Origin of the sequence: Streptomyces sp. NPDC048521 (genome assembly GCF_043199855.1) — a bacterium.
GTDB lineage: Bacteria > Actinomycetota > Actinomycetes > Streptomycetales > Streptomycetaceae > Streptomyces.
Genome location: NZ_JBICWR010000031.1, coordinates 34,052 through 50,094, shown reverse-complemented (window position 1 = coordinate 50,094; position 16,043 = coordinate 34,052). Strand labels below are relative to the sequence as shown.

The 16,043-nt window shown below is 70.5% G+C and carries 20 protein-coding genes; 14 read left to right on the top strand and 6 right to left on the bottom strand.

Going from position 1 to position 16,043, the window contains the following annotated elements; all coding sequences use genetic code 11:
- Window positions 1-80: 80 nt before the first annotated feature.
- The 5 genes from afsQ1 (at window position 81) to ACGFRF_RS39635 (ending at window position 4,208) form a co-directional block, all read left to right on the top strand.
- Window positions 81-758 (top strand): two-component system response regulator AfsQ1, encoded by a 678-nt coding sequence (gene afsQ1, locus ACGFRF_RS39655; protein ID WP_393748672.1) that lies wholly within the window; start codon window positions 81-83, stop codon window positions 756-758.
- On the top strand, window positions 755-2,347 hold the full coding sequence (locus tag ACGFRF_RS39650) for an ATP-binding protein (RefSeq protein ID WP_393748670.1): 1,593 nt from the start codon (window positions 755-757) through the stop codon (window positions 2,345-2,347). The genes afsQ1 and ACGFRF_RS39650 overlap by 4 nt, the downstream gene beginning before the upstream one ends.
- Window positions 2,344-2,946, top strand: coding sequence for a hypothetical protein (locus tag ACGFRF_RS39645; RefSeq protein ID WP_393748668.1), 603 nt, complete (start codon window positions 2,344-2,346; stop codon window positions 2,944-2,946). Before ACGFRF_RS39650 ends, ACGFRF_RS39645 begins: the two co-directional genes overlap by 4 nt.
- 389 nt (window positions 2,947-3,335) lie before the next feature.
- Entirely contained in the window at window positions 3,336-3,896 is a 561-nt protein-coding gene (locus ACGFRF_RS39640) for a VanZ family protein (protein WP_393748666.1), read from the top strand.
- Between the two features lie 111 nt (window positions 3,897-4,007).
- Window positions 4,008-4,208, top strand: a complete 201-nt coding sequence (locus ACGFRF_RS39635; protein WP_385169422.1) for a PspC domain-containing protein — start codon at window positions 4,008-4,010, stop codon at window positions 4,206-4,208.
- A 103-nt stretch (window positions 4,209-4,311) separates the two neighbouring features.
- Here the strand turns inward: ACGFRF_RS39635 and ACGFRF_RS39630 are convergent, their stop codons facing one another.
- The gene (locus ACGFRF_RS39630; protein WP_393748664.1) at window positions 4,312-4,767 is read right to left on the bottom strand and encodes an ATP-binding protein; all 456 of its coding nucleotides are present in this window, start codon (window positions 4,765-4,767) and stop codon (window positions 4,312-4,314) included.
- A gap of 150 nt (window positions 4,768-4,917) precedes the next feature.
- Window positions 4,918-6,105 (bottom strand): adenosine deaminase, encoded by a 1,188-nt coding sequence (locus ACGFRF_RS39625; protein WP_393748662.1) that lies wholly within the window; start codon window positions 6,103-6,105, stop codon window positions 4,918-4,920.
- A 134-nt stretch (window positions 6,106-6,239) separates the two neighbouring features.
- Between ACGFRF_RS39625 and ACGFRF_RS39620 the strand changes: the two genes are divergently transcribed.
- Entirely contained in the window at window positions 6,240-7,001 is a 762-nt protein-coding gene (locus ACGFRF_RS39620; RefSeq protein WP_393748660.1) for an alpha/beta hydrolase, read from the top strand.
- 130 nt (window positions 7,002-7,131) lie between these two features.
- On the opposite strand, the gene ACGFRF_RS39615 is transcribed toward ACGFRF_RS39620, so the two are convergent.
- Window positions 7,132-8,094 (bottom strand): LysR family transcriptional regulator, encoded by a 963-nt coding sequence (locus ACGFRF_RS39615; RefSeq protein ID WP_393748658.1) that lies wholly within the window; start codon window positions 8,092-8,094, stop codon window positions 7,132-7,134.
- Window positions 8,095-8,157: 63 nt separating this feature from the next.
- Between ACGFRF_RS39615 and ACGFRF_RS39610 the strand changes: the two genes are divergently transcribed.
- The 8 genes from ACGFRF_RS39610 (at window position 8,158) to ACGFRF_RS39575 (ending at window position 14,429) form a co-directional block, all read left to right on the top strand.
- Window positions 8,158-9,468, top strand: coding sequence for an MFS transporter (locus tag ACGFRF_RS39610; RefSeq protein WP_393748656.1), 1,311 nt, complete (start codon window positions 8,158-8,160; stop codon window positions 9,466-9,468).
- 68 nt (window positions 9,469-9,536) lie between these two features.
- Window positions 9,537-9,737 (top strand): hypothetical protein, encoded by a 201-nt coding sequence (locus tag ACGFRF_RS39605; protein ID WP_393748654.1) that lies wholly within the window; start codon window positions 9,537-9,539, stop codon window positions 9,735-9,737.
- A 369-nt stretch (window positions 9,738-10,106) separates the two neighbouring features.
- On the top strand, window positions 10,107-10,973 hold the full coding sequence (locus ACGFRF_RS39600) for a tyrosinase family protein (protein ID WP_393748652.1): 867 nt from the start codon (window positions 10,107-10,109) through the stop codon (window positions 10,971-10,973).
- A gap of 132 nt (window positions 10,974-11,105) precedes the next feature.
- The gene (locus ACGFRF_RS39595; RefSeq protein ID WP_393748650.1) at window positions 11,106-12,548 is read left to right on the top strand and encodes a condensation domain-containing protein; all 1,443 of its coding nucleotides are present in this window, start codon (window positions 11,106-11,108) and stop codon (window positions 12,546-12,548) included.
- Window positions 12,549-12,780: 232 nt separating this feature from the next.
- Window positions 12,781-13,026 (top strand): hypothetical protein, encoded by a 246-nt coding sequence (locus ACGFRF_RS39590; protein ID WP_393748648.1) that lies wholly within the window; start codon window positions 12,781-12,783, stop codon window positions 13,024-13,026.
- An 88-nt stretch (window positions 13,027-13,114) separates the two neighbouring features.
- Complete coding sequence (locus ACGFRF_RS39585; protein ID WP_393748646.1) at window positions 13,115-13,528, top strand: hypothetical protein; 414 nt, start codon at window positions 13,115-13,117, stop codon at window positions 13,526-13,528.
- 86 nt (window positions 13,529-13,614) lie between these two features.
- Entirely contained in the window at window positions 13,615-13,884 is a 270-nt protein-coding gene (locus ACGFRF_RS39580; protein ID WP_393748644.1) for a hypothetical protein, read from the top strand.
- Window positions 13,885-14,084: 200 nt separating this feature from the next.
- A complete protein-coding gene (locus tag ACGFRF_RS39575) occupies window positions 14,085-14,429 on the top strand; it encodes a hypothetical protein (protein ID WP_393748642.1) in 345 nt (114 codons plus the stop codon).
- A 78-nt stretch (window positions 14,430-14,507) separates the two neighbouring features.
- Here ACGFRF_RS39575 and ACGFRF_RS39570 read toward each other — a convergent pair whose 3' ends face one another.
- The 3 genes from ACGFRF_RS39570 to ACGFRF_RS39560 form a co-directional block, all read right to left on the bottom strand.
- On the bottom strand, window positions 14,508-14,801 hold the full coding sequence (locus tag ACGFRF_RS39570) for a hypothetical protein (RefSeq protein ID WP_393748640.1): 294 nt from the start codon (window positions 14,799-14,801) through the stop codon (window positions 14,508-14,510).
- A 215-nt stretch (window positions 14,802-15,016) separates the two neighbouring features.
- Window positions 15,017-15,307 (bottom strand): hypothetical protein, encoded by a 291-nt coding sequence (locus tag ACGFRF_RS39565; RefSeq protein ID WP_393748638.1) that lies wholly within the window; start codon window positions 15,305-15,307, stop codon window positions 15,017-15,019.
- A 212-nt stretch (window positions 15,308-15,519) separates the two neighbouring features.
- Window positions 15,520-16,002, bottom strand: coding sequence for a hypothetical protein (locus tag ACGFRF_RS39560; protein ID WP_393748636.1), 483 nt, complete (start codon window positions 16,000-16,002; stop codon window positions 15,520-15,522).
- Between the last annotated feature and the right edge of the window lie 41 nt (window positions 16,003-16,043).

The following is a 16,043-nucleotide window of genomic DNA, read 5'->3' as shown; positions in this document are numbered from 1 at the left end:
CGGCACACAGGTGGTGGCGGTATGCGGGGATCGGTCCCACAGGTCGTCCGCCGGCCCCTCCATGGGCCAGAATGAGCCCCGTGCCTTCCCTGTTGCTGATCGAGGACGACGACGCCATCCGCACGGCCCTGGAGCTCTCCCTGACGCGCCAGGGACACCGGGTGGCCACCGCTGCCAGCGGCGAGGACGGTCTGAAGCTGCTGCGCGAGCAGCGGCCGGACCTGATCGTGCTGGACGTGATGCTGCCCGGCATCGACGGGTTCGAGGTGTGCCGGCGCATCCGGCGCACCGACCAGCTGCCGATCATCCTGCTGACCGCGCGCAGCGACGACATCGACGTGGTGGTCGGGCTCGAGTCCGGCGCCGACGACTATGTGGTCAAGCCGGTGCAGGGGCGGGTGCTGGACGCCCGGATCCGGGCCGTGCTGCGGCGCGGGGAGCGTGAGTCCAGCGACTCGGCGACCTTCGGCAGCCTCGTCATCGACCGCTCGGCGATGACGGTGACGAAGAACGGGGTGGATCTGCAGCTGACCCCGACCGAGCTGAGGCTGCTGCTGGAGCTGAGCCGGCGGCCCGGTCAGGCGCTGTCCCGGCAGCAACTGCTGCGGCTGGTGTGGGAGCACGACTACCTGGGCGACTCGCGCCTGGTGGACGCGTGTGTGCAGCGGCTGCGCGCCAAGGTGGAGGACGTGCCCTCCTCCCCGACCCTGATCCGTACCGTCCGTGGTGTCGGCTACCGCCTGGACGCTCCTCAGTGACCGAAACGCAAGGGGGGCTGCGCGGCTGGGCCGCGGGGCGCAAGGGAAGTCTGTCGCGGCTGCGGTTCACCAGCCTGAGGCTGCGCCTGGTCGTGGTGTTCGCTCTGGTCGCGCTCACCGCCGCGGTGTCGGCGTCGGGCATCGCCTACTGGCTGAACCGGGAGGCCGTGCTCACCCGCGCCCAGGACGCGGTGCTGCGCGACTTCCGGCAGGAGATGCAGAACCGGGCCGGGGCGCTGCCGGAGCACCCCACACAGGACGCGCTGCAGCGCGCCGCCGGCCAGATGGCCGACGGCAGCCAGCACTTCAGCGTGCTGCTGGTCGGCCAGGACGCGAGCGGCAAGACGGTGTACGGCAACTCGGGCGGCATCAACGGCTTCTCGCTGGAGGACGTGCCCGAGTCGCTGCAAGCGGCCGTGAACAAGCGGCAGAAGGTGACCGACTCCAACAAGGAGCCGTACCACCTGTACTGGCAGCGGGTCACGGACCACGGCACGCCGTACCTGGTGGCCGGTACGCGGGTGATCGGCGGTGGTCCGACGGGCTACATGGCGAAGTCCCTGGAGCCGGAGGCCAAGGACCTCAACTCGCTGGCCTGGTCGCTGGGCATCGCCACCGCACTCGCGCTGATCGGCGCCGCGCTGCTCGCGCAGGCCGCCGCCACGACCGTCCTGAAGCCGGTGCACCGGCTCGGGGTGGCCGCCCGGCGTCTGGGCGAGGGCAAGCTGGACACGCGGCTGCGGGTGTCCGGCACGGACGAACTCGCCGACCTGTCACGGACGTTCAACAACGCGGCCGAGGCGCTGGAGCAGCGGGTCGCGGAGATGGCCGCCCGGGACGACGCCTCGCGCCGGTTCGTGGCCGACATGTCGCACGAGCTGCGGACGCCGCTGACCGCCATCACCGCCGTCACGGAGGTGCTGGAGGAGGAGCTGGAGTCGGAGGCGGGGGGCATCGACCCCATGATCGAGCCCGCCGTACGGCTCGTCGTCAGCGAGACCCGGCGGCTGAACGACCTGGTCGAGAACCTGATGGAGGTCACCCGCTTCGACGCGGGCACCGCCCGGCTGGTCCTGGACGACGTCGACGTCGCCGACCAGATCACCGCCTGCATCGACGCGCGCGCCTGGCTGGACGCGGTCGAGCTGGACGCCGAGCGCGGCATCCACGCCGCCCTGGACCCGCGCCGCCTGGACGTCATCCTCGCCAACCTGATCGGCAACGCGCTCAAGCACGGCGGGTCGCCGGTGCGGGTGTCGGTGCGGGAGGCGGACGAGGAGGTCGTCATCCAGGTCCGCGACCACGGGCCGGGCATCCCCGAGGACGTCCTCCCGCATGTCTTCGACCGCTTCTACAAGGCGAGCGCCTCCCGGCCGCGCTCCGAGGGCAGCGGCCTGGGTCTGTCCATCGCCCTGGAGAACGCCCACATCCACGGCGGCGAGATCACCGCCGCCAACTCGCCCGACGGCGGCGCGGTGTTCACCCTGCGGCTGCCCCGGGATTCCTCACGGCTGACCGAGGAGGCCGACGAGGGCGGGCACGACGGCAAGGACGACAGGAACGACGGTTCGCGGAAGGAGGGGTCATGACCGTACGGCGCCTGCTGGCGCTGCCCCTCCTGGGCGCGCTGCTCACCGGCTGCGGCATCCGGGCCACGGAGGTGCCGACCGACTTCGGGGCGGCGCCCTCCCGGGTGGCGTGCTCCCTGGCCGGGCCCGACGTGTCCACGCAGTCCTCGCAGGGGGTGCCCGTGCAGGTCTTCCTGCTGTGCGGGTCGTCCCTGGTGACCGTCGACCGGACCGTGCGGGTCCCGGACGGCACCCCGGACGCCCGGCGCCGGGTGATCGTGGCGCAGGGGCTGCTGGATCTGCTCGCCGCGGCCCCGTCGGCGCGGGAGAAGGCGGCGGGGTACGCGACGTACGTGCCGGGCGGCCTCAGCGTGTCCGGGCCCGGCCCGAAGGACCCCGAGGACACCCTGCGGCTGAGCAGCGCCCCGAACCGCCTCAGCGCCTACGCCCTCGCGCAGCTGGTGTGCACGCTGTCCGACTCCGCCGCCACCGAGGGCGACGGCTCGGTCATCCTGGGCGCCCCCGGCACCGCGCCGCTGCGCCGCTACGACTGCACCGACGACGTCCGCAACCGCCCGGCAACCACCCGCCCGCCGTCCAGCGGGGTCACGGGCACGTAGCGGGGGTTCCGCCGTTGCGCCCGGGGCCGTCACCCGACCACGGCTCCGCCACACCCGATCGCGCCGTCCCCCGCACCCCGAGAGCGCCGCGTCCGACATCCGCGCACATGCCCCGCAGGCAGCGCAAGCAACCGCATCCCCGCAGGCAGCCGCGCGACCGCACCCGCAGGCCACCGCAGCTGCGGGCAGTCGTGCCGCTTGGGCGACACGGGTGGGCACGACGGCACGGGTGGGCGCAGCGGCACCCGGCCGGCGCCGGCAAGCGGGCCCACCCCGCCCAGTTGCGGCGCAGGACGCACCGGGCACTCACGTCCAGCCAAAGCGCGGGCAGCTCGGCCGGAAAGTTTCGGTGCGGAACCGATCATGCATGGCGCTGCGTCTAGGGGGGCGTGCAGCGTCAAGGCTCCATCGGCGGCAGCGCCGCGATCCGCATCCGTGTGACGGGGGGTGTCCTCCTCGTCGCCCACCTCGCCGTCGTCGGCTGGCTGATGCTGCGGCCCCTGGACGTTCCCTGGGTGATGCCCCCCAATGTGCGCCCACTGGCCGGCATCCGGGCCGATCTGGCGCTGGGCTGGCCGGCGGCCGCCAGACCCCTCGGCGAGGGGCTGGCGCTGCTCGCCCCGCTGGGCGTGCTGCTGCCGATGGCGCACGGCAGGCTGACCGTCTCCCCGCTCGCCTCCCTGATCCGTACGGCGGCCGCGGGCGCCCTGCTCTCCCTCGGCATCGCCCTGCTGCAGACCGGCGTTCCGGGCCGGGTCGTGGACGTCGACTCGCTGCTGCTGAACACCTTCGGCGTGATCGTGGCCCACCTCGCCGTCGTACCGGCCGGCCGCGCCTGGCTGCGCCGCCGGGAGACGCCCGAGCCTGTCGAGGCGGAACCGGTCACCGTGCAGGAGGAGCTGTCTCAGGGTCGTACCCCGACGATTCCCAGGGTCGGGATCGCCCCCTAGAGCGACGCTTCGTCCCCTTCGTCTCCGTACCGTGGAAGTCAGCTGGGGACGCCACTCGGGCGGCCCCGACCACCGGCCCGGACGTGGGCCGACGACCACGGAGGAGTCCCCATGAGCGCCCTTGCCCGCCCCACCCACGGCCGCATGATCGGCGGAGTGTGCGCCGCGCTGGCACGGCGCTTCGGCACCTCCGCGACGACGATGCGGGTGATCTTCCTGCTGTCCTGTCTGCTGCCCGGCCCGCAGTTCCTGCTCTACATAGCGTTGTGGATCCTGCTGCCCTCGGAGGACAAGGCCCGCACCGCCTGGTGAGTCCGGCGCACGCGAACGCCGCCGGGGCGCTCCCGGACGGACCGGGCGCCCGGCGGCGACGTGAGGAGGCAGGCCTCACCGGCCTGGCGCCGACCGGCCGGCGTCAGCCGACCGGGAGACCGTTCACCGGCAGACCGTGCGTGGGCAGCCCGCCCAGCAGGGCCGGGGCCGGCTTGGCCTGATTGGCAGACTTGGCCGGCTTGACCTGCTTGGCCGGCTTGGCCTGCTTGGCCTGCTTGGCCTGCTTGGCCTGCTTGGCCTGCTTGGCCTGCTTTCCGGAAACCTTCTTCGCGATCGGCTGCGCGGTGGCGAGCCCCTTCCCGACGGTCGGCATCGCGGCGGCGACACCCCGTTCGGCCACCGGCTTGACCTGCTTCAACGCCCCACTGTCGGGCAGCGCCTCGATGACCTGAGCGGGCGGCAGCGTCTGGGTGACGGTGTCCAGGGTCTGCGCGGAGGTCGGGACGACCGGAGCCGCGCCGGCCACGCCCGCACCGGCGGCGGCGAAGGCGGCACCGAGGGCGGCGACACCGAGGGTCTTGGCAGCAGACTGCTTCATGGTGAATGCGTCCTTGAATGCGGAGACGGAGATCGCAAACGATCTGAGCGGTCCACGACCGTAAACATGCCGGACCGCCCACCGCAAACACCGAAATGCGGACGCCGGGTGGACACACGTCCGCATTCGTTGTCGGGGGCCGACCGGTGACTAGCTCTCCGAACCGTCAGAACCGCTGGTAGAGGCCGTCTGCTGAAACAGCCATTCGGATCTCAGCTCGGCATACCCGGGCTTGATGACGTCATTGATCATCGCGAGTCGTTCATCGAAAGGAATGAACGCTGATTTCATCGCATTGACGGAGAACCACTGCAGGTCGTCGAGCGTGTAACCGAACGCCTCGACGAGATGCGTGAATTCCCGGCTCATGGTGGTGTGCGACATCAGCCGGTTGTCGGTGTTCACGGTGGCGCGGAAGTGCAGCCGGCGCAGCAGCCCGATGGGGTGTTCGGCGTAGGAGGTCGCGGCACCCGTCTGCAGGTTGGAGCTGGGGCACAGCTCCAGCGGGATCCGCTTGTCCCGGACGTACGAGGCCAGCCGGCCGAGCTTCACCGAGCCGTCCTCGCGGACCTCGATGTCGTCGATGATCCGCACGCCGTGGCCGAGCCGGTCGGCGCCGCACCACTGCAGCGCCTGCCAGATGGACGGCAGCCCGAAGGCCTCGCCGGCATGGATGGTGAAGTGGTTGTTCTCGCGCTTGAGGTACTCGAAGGCGTCGAGGTGCCGGGTGGGCGGGTAGCCGGCCTCGGCACCGGCGATGTCGAAGCCCACCACGCCTGCGTCCCGGTAGCGGTTGGCGAGTTCGGCGATCTCCAGGGAGCGGGCCGCGTGCCGCATGGCGGTCAGCAGGGCGCCGACCCTGATCCGCCGGCCGCTCTCCCGGGCGAGCCGCTCGCCCTGCCGGAACCCCTCGTTGACGGCCTCGACCACCTGTTCCAGGGTCAGCCCCTGTTCGAGGTGCTGCTCGGGCGCGTACCGCACCTCGGCGTAGACGACCCCGTCCTGCGCGAGGTCCTCGGCGCACTCCCGGGCTACCCGGATCAGGGCCGCGCGGGTCTGCATCACGCCGACGGTGTGGGTGAAGGTCTCCAGGTAGCGTTCCAGCGAGCCGGAGTCGGCGGCCTCGTGGAACCAGATGCCCAGCTTGTCCGGGTCGCTCTCGGGAAGGTCCGAGTAGCCGGTCTCGCGGGCGAGTTCGACGACGGTGGCCGGGCGGAGCCCGCCGTCGAGGTGATCGTGCAGCAGAACCTTGGGCGCCCGGCGGATCTGGTCCGGCGTCGGAACGTGCGCCGGCACGGTCGCCGGGGCGGCCCCGGTCGGTGCAGTCTGGCTCGTCATCCCCGCACTGTAACGCCTACGCGCGTAGAGCGCCCGGTGTACGCGACAGCTCTCTCCTGGCACTTTTCCGTCGATACGCAACGGTGACCGCACGTACGGGTTTCGTACACCGCGCCTTCTGACACTGTTCTGTCATGGGACAGCAAGCGACGCCGGTCCGAACGGCCGGGCTCGGAAAGGCAGTCGGCCCGGAGCCGACGGCGGTCAGCGGAGCGGTGCTGCTGCTCCCCGGCGGGGAGGAGGTCTCCGCCCGCAGGCCGTCCCCCGTATGGGCGACGGCCTTCGTTCGCTCCCTGGGCCGTCGCCTCGCCCGCGCGGGCCGCGCGGAAGGGCTGGCCGTCCACACCGTGCAGTACCGCTACCGGGGCTGGAACGGCAGCGAGGCGCATCTCGCGGCGGACGCGGAGTGGGCCGCCGACGAGGTCGTACGACGGTACGGGGACGTCCCCGTGTGCCTGGTCGGCGTGGACATGGGCGGGCGGGCGGCGCTGCGCGCGGGCGGCCATGCAGCGGTGAACTCCGTCGTCGCGCTCGCTCCCTGGCTACCGGGGGAGGACGTCGCCGCGCCCGCCGAGCCGGTGAAGCAGCTGGTGGGGCGCCGGGTGCTGATCGTGCACGGTACGAACGACGAACGGATCGATCCCGAGCTGTCGTTCCGGTTCGCCGCGCGGGCGAAGAAGGTGAACCGGGAGGTGTGCCGTTTCGAGGTGCACTCCGACGGACACGGGCTGCACGGTCACCGCGACGAGGTGCTCTGCCTCTCCATGGACTTCGTGATGGGGGCGTTGTTCGGGTGCCCTGTCTCCCGGCCGGTGGAGGACGCGCTCGCCGCACCGCCGCCGATCGGACTCCGGATGCCGTTGGCCGCGGGGTTCGGCAAGTCGTTGAGGCGGTAGAACTGGGGCCACGGGCGGTGATCGCGCCGCGGGCGGGGGGCCCGCGGCGGAGCCGCATGTCGATCCGGCCCCGCTCCGGTCGGCCGGGAGGCGCCGTCGCCCGGATCCGGCCTGATCCGGAAGAAAGGCCCTAGCTGGGCAGCAGACTGTCCCTTCTCGACAGCAGGAACTTCTTGAAGGCAGCCACCGGGGGCGTGTCCGGGCGGTCGGCCAGCCAGGCGACGCCGATCTCCCGGGCCGCCCTGGGGGCCGTGACCGTCAGTTCCACGACACCCGGCCTCGGGACGGTCGGAGGGGGCAGGAGAGCGACCCCCAGTCCCGCCGCCACCAGACCCCTCAGTGTCTCCGCCTCCTCACCCTCGAAGGCGACCCTCGGCCGGAAACCCGCCTGGCGGCAGAGGTCGTCCGTGATGCGGCGCAGGCCGTAGCCCGGCTCCAGGGTGACGAAGGTTTCGTCGGCGGCCTCGGCCAGGCGGATGCGGCGGCGGGCGGCCAGGCGGTGGTCGGCGGGAACGACCAGGCGGAGCTTCTGTTCGTCCAGGCGGCGGGCGACGAGGTCGGGGGCGTCGGGCACCGGAGAGGTCAGGCAGAGGTCGAGCTCGCCCGCCCGCAGCCCTTCCAGCATCGCCTCGCCGTAGTTCTGCACCAGGCTGAAGCGGACGCGTGGATGGTCGGCGCGGAAGGCGTGCAGCAGGCCCGGTACGGTCTCCGCGCCCATGGTGTGCAGGAAGCCGAAGGCGACCTTGCCGGTGGCCGGGTCGGCGTCCGCGCGGACCTCCTCGGCGGCGCGCTCGATCTCGGCGAGGGCGCGCTCGACGGACGCGAAGAAGGTGCGGCCCCCGGTGGTCAGGGAGACCGTGCGGCCGTGGCGGGCGAAGAGGTCGACGCCCAGGTCCTGCTCCAGGCGGGCCATCGCACGCGACAGGGTGGACTGGGGGACGTTCATCTCCTGGGCGGCCCGGGTGACGTGCTCGGTCCGGGCCACGCCGGCGAAGTAGGCGAGGCGGGGCGCGAGCAGCCTCGCCATCTGTGACATGTCTTCTGTGTCACCGGACGGTGACAGCCGCTCCTGTGACCTCTGCTGATGCACCATGGGAACGATTATGGCGATTCCATGCATTGGACGGATGAGAGGCACGGTCCCTACGGTCGAAGCATGTCTCCCGCCAGTACCGGGGCGTCCACCACCGTGGACGCCGTCACGCCCGTCCCCTCCTCCGACTCCCCGTCCGACTCCCGTATGACGCCGGGCGGCCCCGGCTACCGCCGGATGAGCCTCGCCCTCTTCCTCGCCGGAGTCGCGACCTTCGCCCTGCTGTACTCCACCCAGGCCCTGCTGCCGTTGATCTCCGGGGAGTTCGGGGTGGCGGCGAGCGAGGCGAGCTGGACCGTGGCGGCCGCGACCGGCGGTCTGGCCCTGTTCGTGCTGCCCATGAGCGCCCTGTCGGAGCGCTTCGGGCGCCGTACGATGATGACGGCCTCGCTGGCCGTCGCGGTGACGGTCGGGATGCTGGTCCCCTTCGCGCCGTCGATCGGCGCGCTGGTGGTGTTGCGGGCGGTGCAGGGCGCGGCGCTCGCCGGTCTGCCCGCCTCGGCGACGGCCTACCTGGCCGAGGAGGTGCGGCCGAAGGCACTGGTCACGGCGATCGGCCTGTTCGTCGCGGGCAACAGCGTCGGCGGCATGAGCGGCCGGGTGATCACCGGCTGGGTGGCCCAGGAGTGGGGCTGGCGGGCCTCGGTCGGCGTGATCGGCGCGATCGCGGTCGCGTGCGCGGTGGCCTTCCGGCTGCTGCTGCCGGCCCCGAAGCACTTCACGGCGGGTTCGCTGCGTCCGCGCGTTCTGCTCGGCACGGTCCGCGACCACCTCTCCGACCCGCTGCTGCGTCGCCTGTACGCGATCGGCGCGCTGTTCATGACGGTGTTCGGCGGCGTGTACACGGTGATCGGCTACCGCCTGACGGAGCAGCCGTTCGGGCTGCCGCAGGGCATCGTGGGTTCGATCTTCCTGGTGTACCTGGTGGGCACGGTCTCCGCGTCCACGGCGGGCCGTCTGGTGGGCCGTCTCGGCCGCCGGGGCGCGCTCTACCTGGCGGGCGGTACGACCGCGACGGGTCTGCTCCTGTCACTGGCCTCCTCGCTCCCTCTGGTCCTGCTGGGCCTGGTGCTGATCACGGCGGGCTTCTTCGCCGGGCACGCGGTCGCCTCCTCGGCCGTCAGCAAGACGGCCGCGCACGGCCGCGCCCAGGCCTCGGCGCTCTACCAGTCCGCGTACTACGTCGGCTCCAGCGCCGGCAGCACGGTCGGCGCGACGGCCTTCCACGCGGGCGGCTGGGCCGGTACGGTCGGCGTCGGACTCCTCGCGGTCCTCGGTGTCGTGACGATCACGGTCCTCGGTTCGCGGGCGGCCCGGATGACGGCCCGCCGGAACCCCGAGCAGACCGCGCTCCTCACCGCCTCCAAGGCGTGATGCCGCCGACCGGGCGCCAGGCATTCCGAAGTGCCGAACCGATTGGGCCGACTCTCGTTGATCAAGCCATGAGGAAGATGATCCCGACCGCGGTCCTCGCGGTGGTAACCGGCATGATGTTGTGTGTCTCCCCCGCTCAGGCGGAGACACCGGCGAACGGTGGAGCGGCCCGCACTACGGGCGCGGACACCAGCCCACTCGGGGATGTGGCCCGGATGGGCCCCGTCTCGCTACCGGAGACCCTCGTCCGACTGCTGCCGTTCGACTGACGGCGAGGAGCAGCCGAGGCGGTCTCGACGCGACCGCGGGCCCCGGGAAGTCGTGTGATGACTCCCCGGGGCCCGGGGCATGGGAACGCACTGTCTCCGACGACGCTGCTTCCCGGGCGTCACACGGTGATCGGATCCGCCGGGCTGCGTGACATCGGGTGCACGGCAGACCACCGCGCGCCCAACCCCCGTGCAGGGCAGGCGACGAGGAGTGAACCATGCCCACCCCCGCCGACGGCCGACAGACCTCTGCCTTCGACGCGATCCACCGTGGCTGTCGCGTCCCGGACCGACGCGATACCCACCAGCAACTGCGCGATCCGGCACCCGGATCGACGGATGAGGGACCGGTGCGCAAGAGGGGCGAGGATGGCGTACACACGTAAGAACGCCAGCCTGCTGACCCCCACCGAGCGGCGACGCTTCGTGAATGCCCTGCTGGAGGTCAAGCGCCGTGGTGAGTACGACGAACTCGTGCGTACACACGTCCAGTACGCCGTCCCGGACGGCGAACGCCGCTTGCGCGCCGCTCACATGGCACCCTCCTTCCTGCCCTGGCACCGCAAGCTCCTGCTGGAGCTGGAGGGCGCGCTGCGCCGGGTCGATGCGTCGGTGACGGTGCCGTACTGGGACTGGACCCGTGACCGCGCAGCGGACTCCCTGCCGTGGACCGACGACCTGCTCGGCGGCAACGGACGGCGCTCGGACCGGCAGGTGATGACCGGCCCGTTCGCCTACCGGGCGGGCCACTGGAAGATCACCGTCGGGGTGACGGACGTGCAGTACCTCACCCGTGACCTCGGCCGCGCCGCCGATCCGATCCAATTGCCGACCGACCAGGCTCTGGAGTCGGCGCTGGCAGAGCCGGTCTACGACGTGGCGCCCTGGGACTCGACGGTCACCCGAGGGTTCCGCAACACGCTGGAGGGGTGGGGAAGGGGCCACGGCAGCGCCTCCTGGCGCAACCACAACCGGGTGCACCACTGGGTCGGCGGTGTGATGGTCGGCGCCGCCTCCGTCAACGACCCCGTTTTCTGGCTGCACCACGCCTTCGTCGACCTTCAGTGGACCCGCTGGCAGCAACGGCACCCCGGCAATCACTACCTTCCTGCCGAGCCTCCCGGCCCGGGTGACGCCCAGCACGGCCGAGTTGTGGCCCGATACGAAAAGCTGCCGCCGTGGGACGTGACGCCGGACGAACTCGAGGACGTGACAAGCATTTACCGGTACGAGTGACGTCGGCCCAACCGGTCGCTCGGTCGTTCGAGATGTCACACGTCCCGCTGAAAAGCCGACGACACAGCAGACACCGCTCGCGCACGCCTCCACGTTGATCAAGCCTGTGTCTTCTGCGAAGGAGACGCCACTTTGCGAATTTCTGACATTCAGCGCTGCGAGGTCCGACCCGGACGGCTTGTCGAGTGGACGTTCAGCCCGGCGACCGTCGCGGCCGCGCGGGTGCTGCCGACGGATCCGAGGCCACCCGCATACATCCAGGAGTCACACATCAGAACGGCGCGATCGGTGCGCGAGGACGGGCTGTTCGTACCGACCTGGCTCGGGACGGTGTTCGACCTGCCGGGCCGGCCCGACCTCGACGCGCTGGAAGAGGCGCTGCGTAGCTGGACGTTGCGCCACGAGACGCTCCGCAGCGGGTTCAGGTGGGCCGGCGAGGAGATGCACCGGTTCACCCTCGACGAGGACGACGTGACGCTCCAGCGCGAGGTGGTCGGCGACTTCACCGACGCGGACGTGCTGATCCGCTATCTGCAGGACCGTTTCGACGTTGCGGCGGACGCGCTCGGCTGGCCCAACCTCATTTATGCGGCGGTCATCCGCGACGACTCCACGAGCGTGTATCTGGCCTTCGACCACACCAACGTCGACGCCTACTCCCTGCAGCGCATCCCGGACGAGATCCACAGCCTTTACACCGCACGCGTCACGGGGCGGCCCGACGCCGGTACACCCGTCCACAGTTACGTCGACTTCTGCGAGCAGGAGCGGGCAAACGCGGACGCCATCGACGACACCCACACCATCGTCACGCGCTGGAGCGATTTCATCGCCCGGTGCGACGGAAGGCTTCCGGAGTTCCCCGTCGATCTGGGTCTGCAACCCGGCGGCGCCCTGCCCGCACAGAAGCTGCTGCGCGAACCGCTCGTCGACGCCGACGCAGCCGCCGCGTTCGAGGCGTATTGCCGACCTTACGGCGGCAGCCTGTTGGGCATCCTGGCCGCGACCAGTCTGATCGTCCATGAGCTCGGCGGGCAACCGGTCTACCGCACGGTCGTGCCCTTCCACACCCGGCTGAAGTCTGCATGGTCGGACTCCGTGGGCTGGTATGTCGGCGGCGCGCCGATCGAAGTGCCCGCAGCACGCAACTTCGACGACGCACTCGCATCGGTCCGCGCCGAGCTGCAAGCGAATCGGTCCCTGGCACGCATTCCGCTGGCCCGGGTACTGCGCCTGCTCGGCGACAACTTCCGCCCCACGTCGCCCGACCTGTACTCGATCGTCTCGTACGTGGACGCCCGCCTCATCCCCGGCTCCGCCCGCTGGGTCGACCAGAAGGCATACGGGCTGCTCCGGGTGTCGTACGGAGATCAGGTGTGCGCCTGGGTCAACCGGCTGCACGAGGGCCTGTGGATCGCCTGCCGCTACCCGGACACCGACGTCGCCCACAAGAACGTGCGGCTGTACATCGAGGGGCTTCGGGACTTGATCGTCTCCGTGCCCGCACGCCACCGGTTCCGAGCAGCGCAGCGGACCTCGCCGTCGAACAAAGTTCGTTCGGGCCACCCGTGTTGACGCCGCACAGGGTCCTTCCCGATACGCGCCGGCCACGCGCCACGGCGCTCACCGGAGGACAACCGGCCGTTCAGCGGCACCAGTTGGCGGTCGCGGGTGGCCATCCGGCTCCATGTTCCCCTCAGGACACGTCCGGCCTGTGTGGAACGACGGATATGGCTACTGCTAGTGTTCATGTCGTCACGCTAGGCAATTAGCCTTCATGTACAGGCAATGGAGAACCGAGGGTTCCATGCGCAAGTTTCAGCAGGTCGTGATCGCAGCAGCAGTGGCGGCCGGTGGCCTGACCGCCGTCGGCGCCGGCACCGCCTCCGCCGACACCTACGACAACGGACCGCAGGTGTCCGACCTCTACCGCCCCTACCAGGAGTGCAGCCCGCAGACGGTGTCGGAGAACGACATCCCGATCGGCGTGGTCGGTATCGGTCAGACCATGCACACCACCTGCGGCCAGTACAACAGCGCCTTCACCGGCTGAGGTCGCCGGCGCCATCGTGGCGACACCGGGCGCGAACCCCGCCGGGCCGACCCCGCGCACAGGGCCGGCCACCCGGTCGACTGCTCGAGTGCCGCAGACAGCGCCCGGCGCGGCCGTTGGCGACGGGCGGCACCCGGACTCCCGCGAAAAGGACACGCATCACATGTTCAGCAGGAAAAAGATCGCAGCCGTCTCGGGGCTCATCGGCGGGCTCGCCGTGGCATCCACCGGCGTCGCCCAGGCGTACGCCGCAGGAGGCCCGGGGACCTGCACGCGCGACCTCGCCGGGAACATCAGCTGCATCCAGCACATCGAAGGCGAGATCCCCGCAAGCGGCATCATCCCCCATCAGGAGAGCTGCGCGCCGGTGCAGCCCCTGACGCTGCCCTCCGCCACGGGCAACGGCTCGACGCAGCTGGGGCCTGAAGTGACCTGCTCCCCCACGACGTCCGGAGTGCCGGTTACCGACGGCGCACAGGATTCACCCGATCTGCTCCCTTGAAATCCTGGGTGGCTACGTAGCGTATGTATATGCTCACATTAAGTAGCCAATCCGGGCCTCCACGCCCGGGCAGGAAGGGATACATCATGCGTAAGTTTCAGCGGGCCGCAGTCGTCGCGGCGACGGTTGCGGGGCTGTCCGCCCTCGGTGCCGGTGTCAGCTTCGCCGGCGGTGACGACGACGCGCCTTCGCGCGTGATCGCCGTGGCCAACTCGTCGGCCAACGCCCTGGCCGTCGGGGACAGCTACTCCGTTCAGCCTGCGGCCAAGCCGGAGGCCAAGCCTGAGGCCAAGCCGGAGGAGAACAAGGACCACGCGCCGGAGCAGGGCTACGGCGACGAGGGCGACGACGACTGACGACTCACCGCGGGCTCGTCCCCTCGGCGTAAAGGCAGCCCGGATGCGCGCATGCGCGTCCGGGCTGCGGCACGATCCCCACGCCGGACGCAGCCGACAGCACATCCAGGCACGGAATCACTCTTCGGACCTTCTCGGCCCGGGCGACGCCGGTCAACGACACAGGCGCGCCCGGGCCTTCATGCAAAGGAATGCAGCACATGTTCTCTTCGCAGAAGACCGCCACCGTCGCAGCACTCGTGGGAGGCCTCGCCGCGCTCTGCATCGGTGCCGGCCACGCGTACGCCGACGAGAAACCGGACGACTGCCAGACCACTGAGCAGGGGGGCACCGTCTGTATCCGCAAGAGCGAGACGTACATCGACAAAGACGGCAAGCATGTCGTCAAGCAGGACCAGGACTGCTCGACCACAGACAGGTCACGTGTGGAGTTTCAGGAGGACCGCCTGCTGGGAGGCGAATCCTCCCCGGACAGGCCGGTCGTGGACTGCTCCAACACGGCCAAGCTGCCCGAGGGGTTCAAGAAGCCTCACATCGAACTCTGAGCGCACACGGAAATGCCGGACCGGGGACGTTCCCGGTCCGGCATCTCGCTTTCGGGGGCAGGTCTTGCGAAGAAGGCCCTACTTGCCGCCGACCGTGTTGTTGCAGCCCATGTCGGAGCCCATGGACGTCTGCTGCGCCCCGGCGCTGCCCTCGCCGTTCAGCAGGTTGCCGCCCAGCCCGTTGGCGATGCCGACCTCGCCGAGGACGTCGACGTTGCCGTCGTGCGAACGACAGGTGCTGCTCTGCAGGACACTGAACGTGTCGCCCTTGCTCTTGCCCCAGCCCTGGTCGGCGTGGGCAGCGCCGGCACCCAGGAGCCCGACGCTTCCGAATGCGGCCACCAGAACGGCGGCCGTGCGGAGCTTGTGCATGTCATCTCCGAAGAAGTGAGGTGGATGCGATCTGACGAAGATCGGCTTTGAGAGATGCTGAAGTCTGCAACGGCGCCGGGCACTGAGGACCTGTCACTTCCAGGGTCGCGCCGCGCCGCCTCAGAATTCTGGTGTACGTCAACGGTCCCAGCGCTTCGCCTGAAGCCCGGCGCCGGGACCATTCATCGTCCAGCGTCTTTGCGTCGGAGAAGACCTCAGAAGGCGCTGTTGTTGCAGCCCATGGTGGAGCCGATGTCGGTGGCCTGGGCGCCCGGGTTGCCTTCGCCGTTCGCGGCGTTGCCCAGCAGGCCGTCGAGCAGGCCGACCTCGCCGAGGACGTTGAGGTTCAGGTCGTGCGACTTGCAGTGCGAGCTCTGCTGGACGCTGTACTTGTCGCCGCCGTGGTCACCGCCCTTACCGCCCTGGCCGGCGTGGGCCGTGCCGCCCACGAGTCCGATGCTTCCGATTGCAGCGACCAGGACGGCAACGTTGCGAAGCTTGCGCATGTCATCTCCGGTGAGGTGAGTGGGTGCGATCTGTGGAAGATCGACTTTCTACGGTTACAGGAGATTAGTAGGAAATACCCTAAAGCAGACACAGACGCGCCGATTTCGTGCGCTTGATGACAAAACACCCGAATGTCGCATCGCGGGTGACAGGGTCGGCTCGATCGCCCGAAGACCCGTGCCGAGCGTCGCCGTCCGGCCGTCCGGTGGTCCTACTGCACGCTGGCGAACGAGTTCGACTGGCTGTTGGCCTGGCTGCAGTCGACGCCGCGGGTCTGGGACGCGGCCAGCAGAGCGACCGGGACGTTCGCGTCGAGCAGGCTCTGCGGGCTGCACTCCTGCGACGGACGGAACAGATTGGCCTGGCTCACCGGACCGCCCTGCTGCGTCCGCGCCGCCTGCGGCGCCTGGGAAGAGATCTGCGGACTGATCTGCGGGTTCAGCTGCGGGTTGACCTGCGGGGCGACCTGAGTGCTCCGCTGCGGGGCTGCCTGCTGCGGAGCCGGCGAGCCATAGGTCTGCGCGGTCGCCTGAGCGTTGGCCGTCGAGGCGGCCTGGGCGTCCGGTTGCGAAACGGGAGGCGGCGCTACCCCGTTGGCCGTGGCGGGGACGACGGCGGAGCTGGGGCCGGCGCCGGCGCCGGACAGGCCGCCGGCTGCTGCGACGATGAGCGCGACCTTGTGAAGCTTGCGCATGAAATCCTCGGCTCTTCAATTGACCTGTGCTCGGAAGCTGA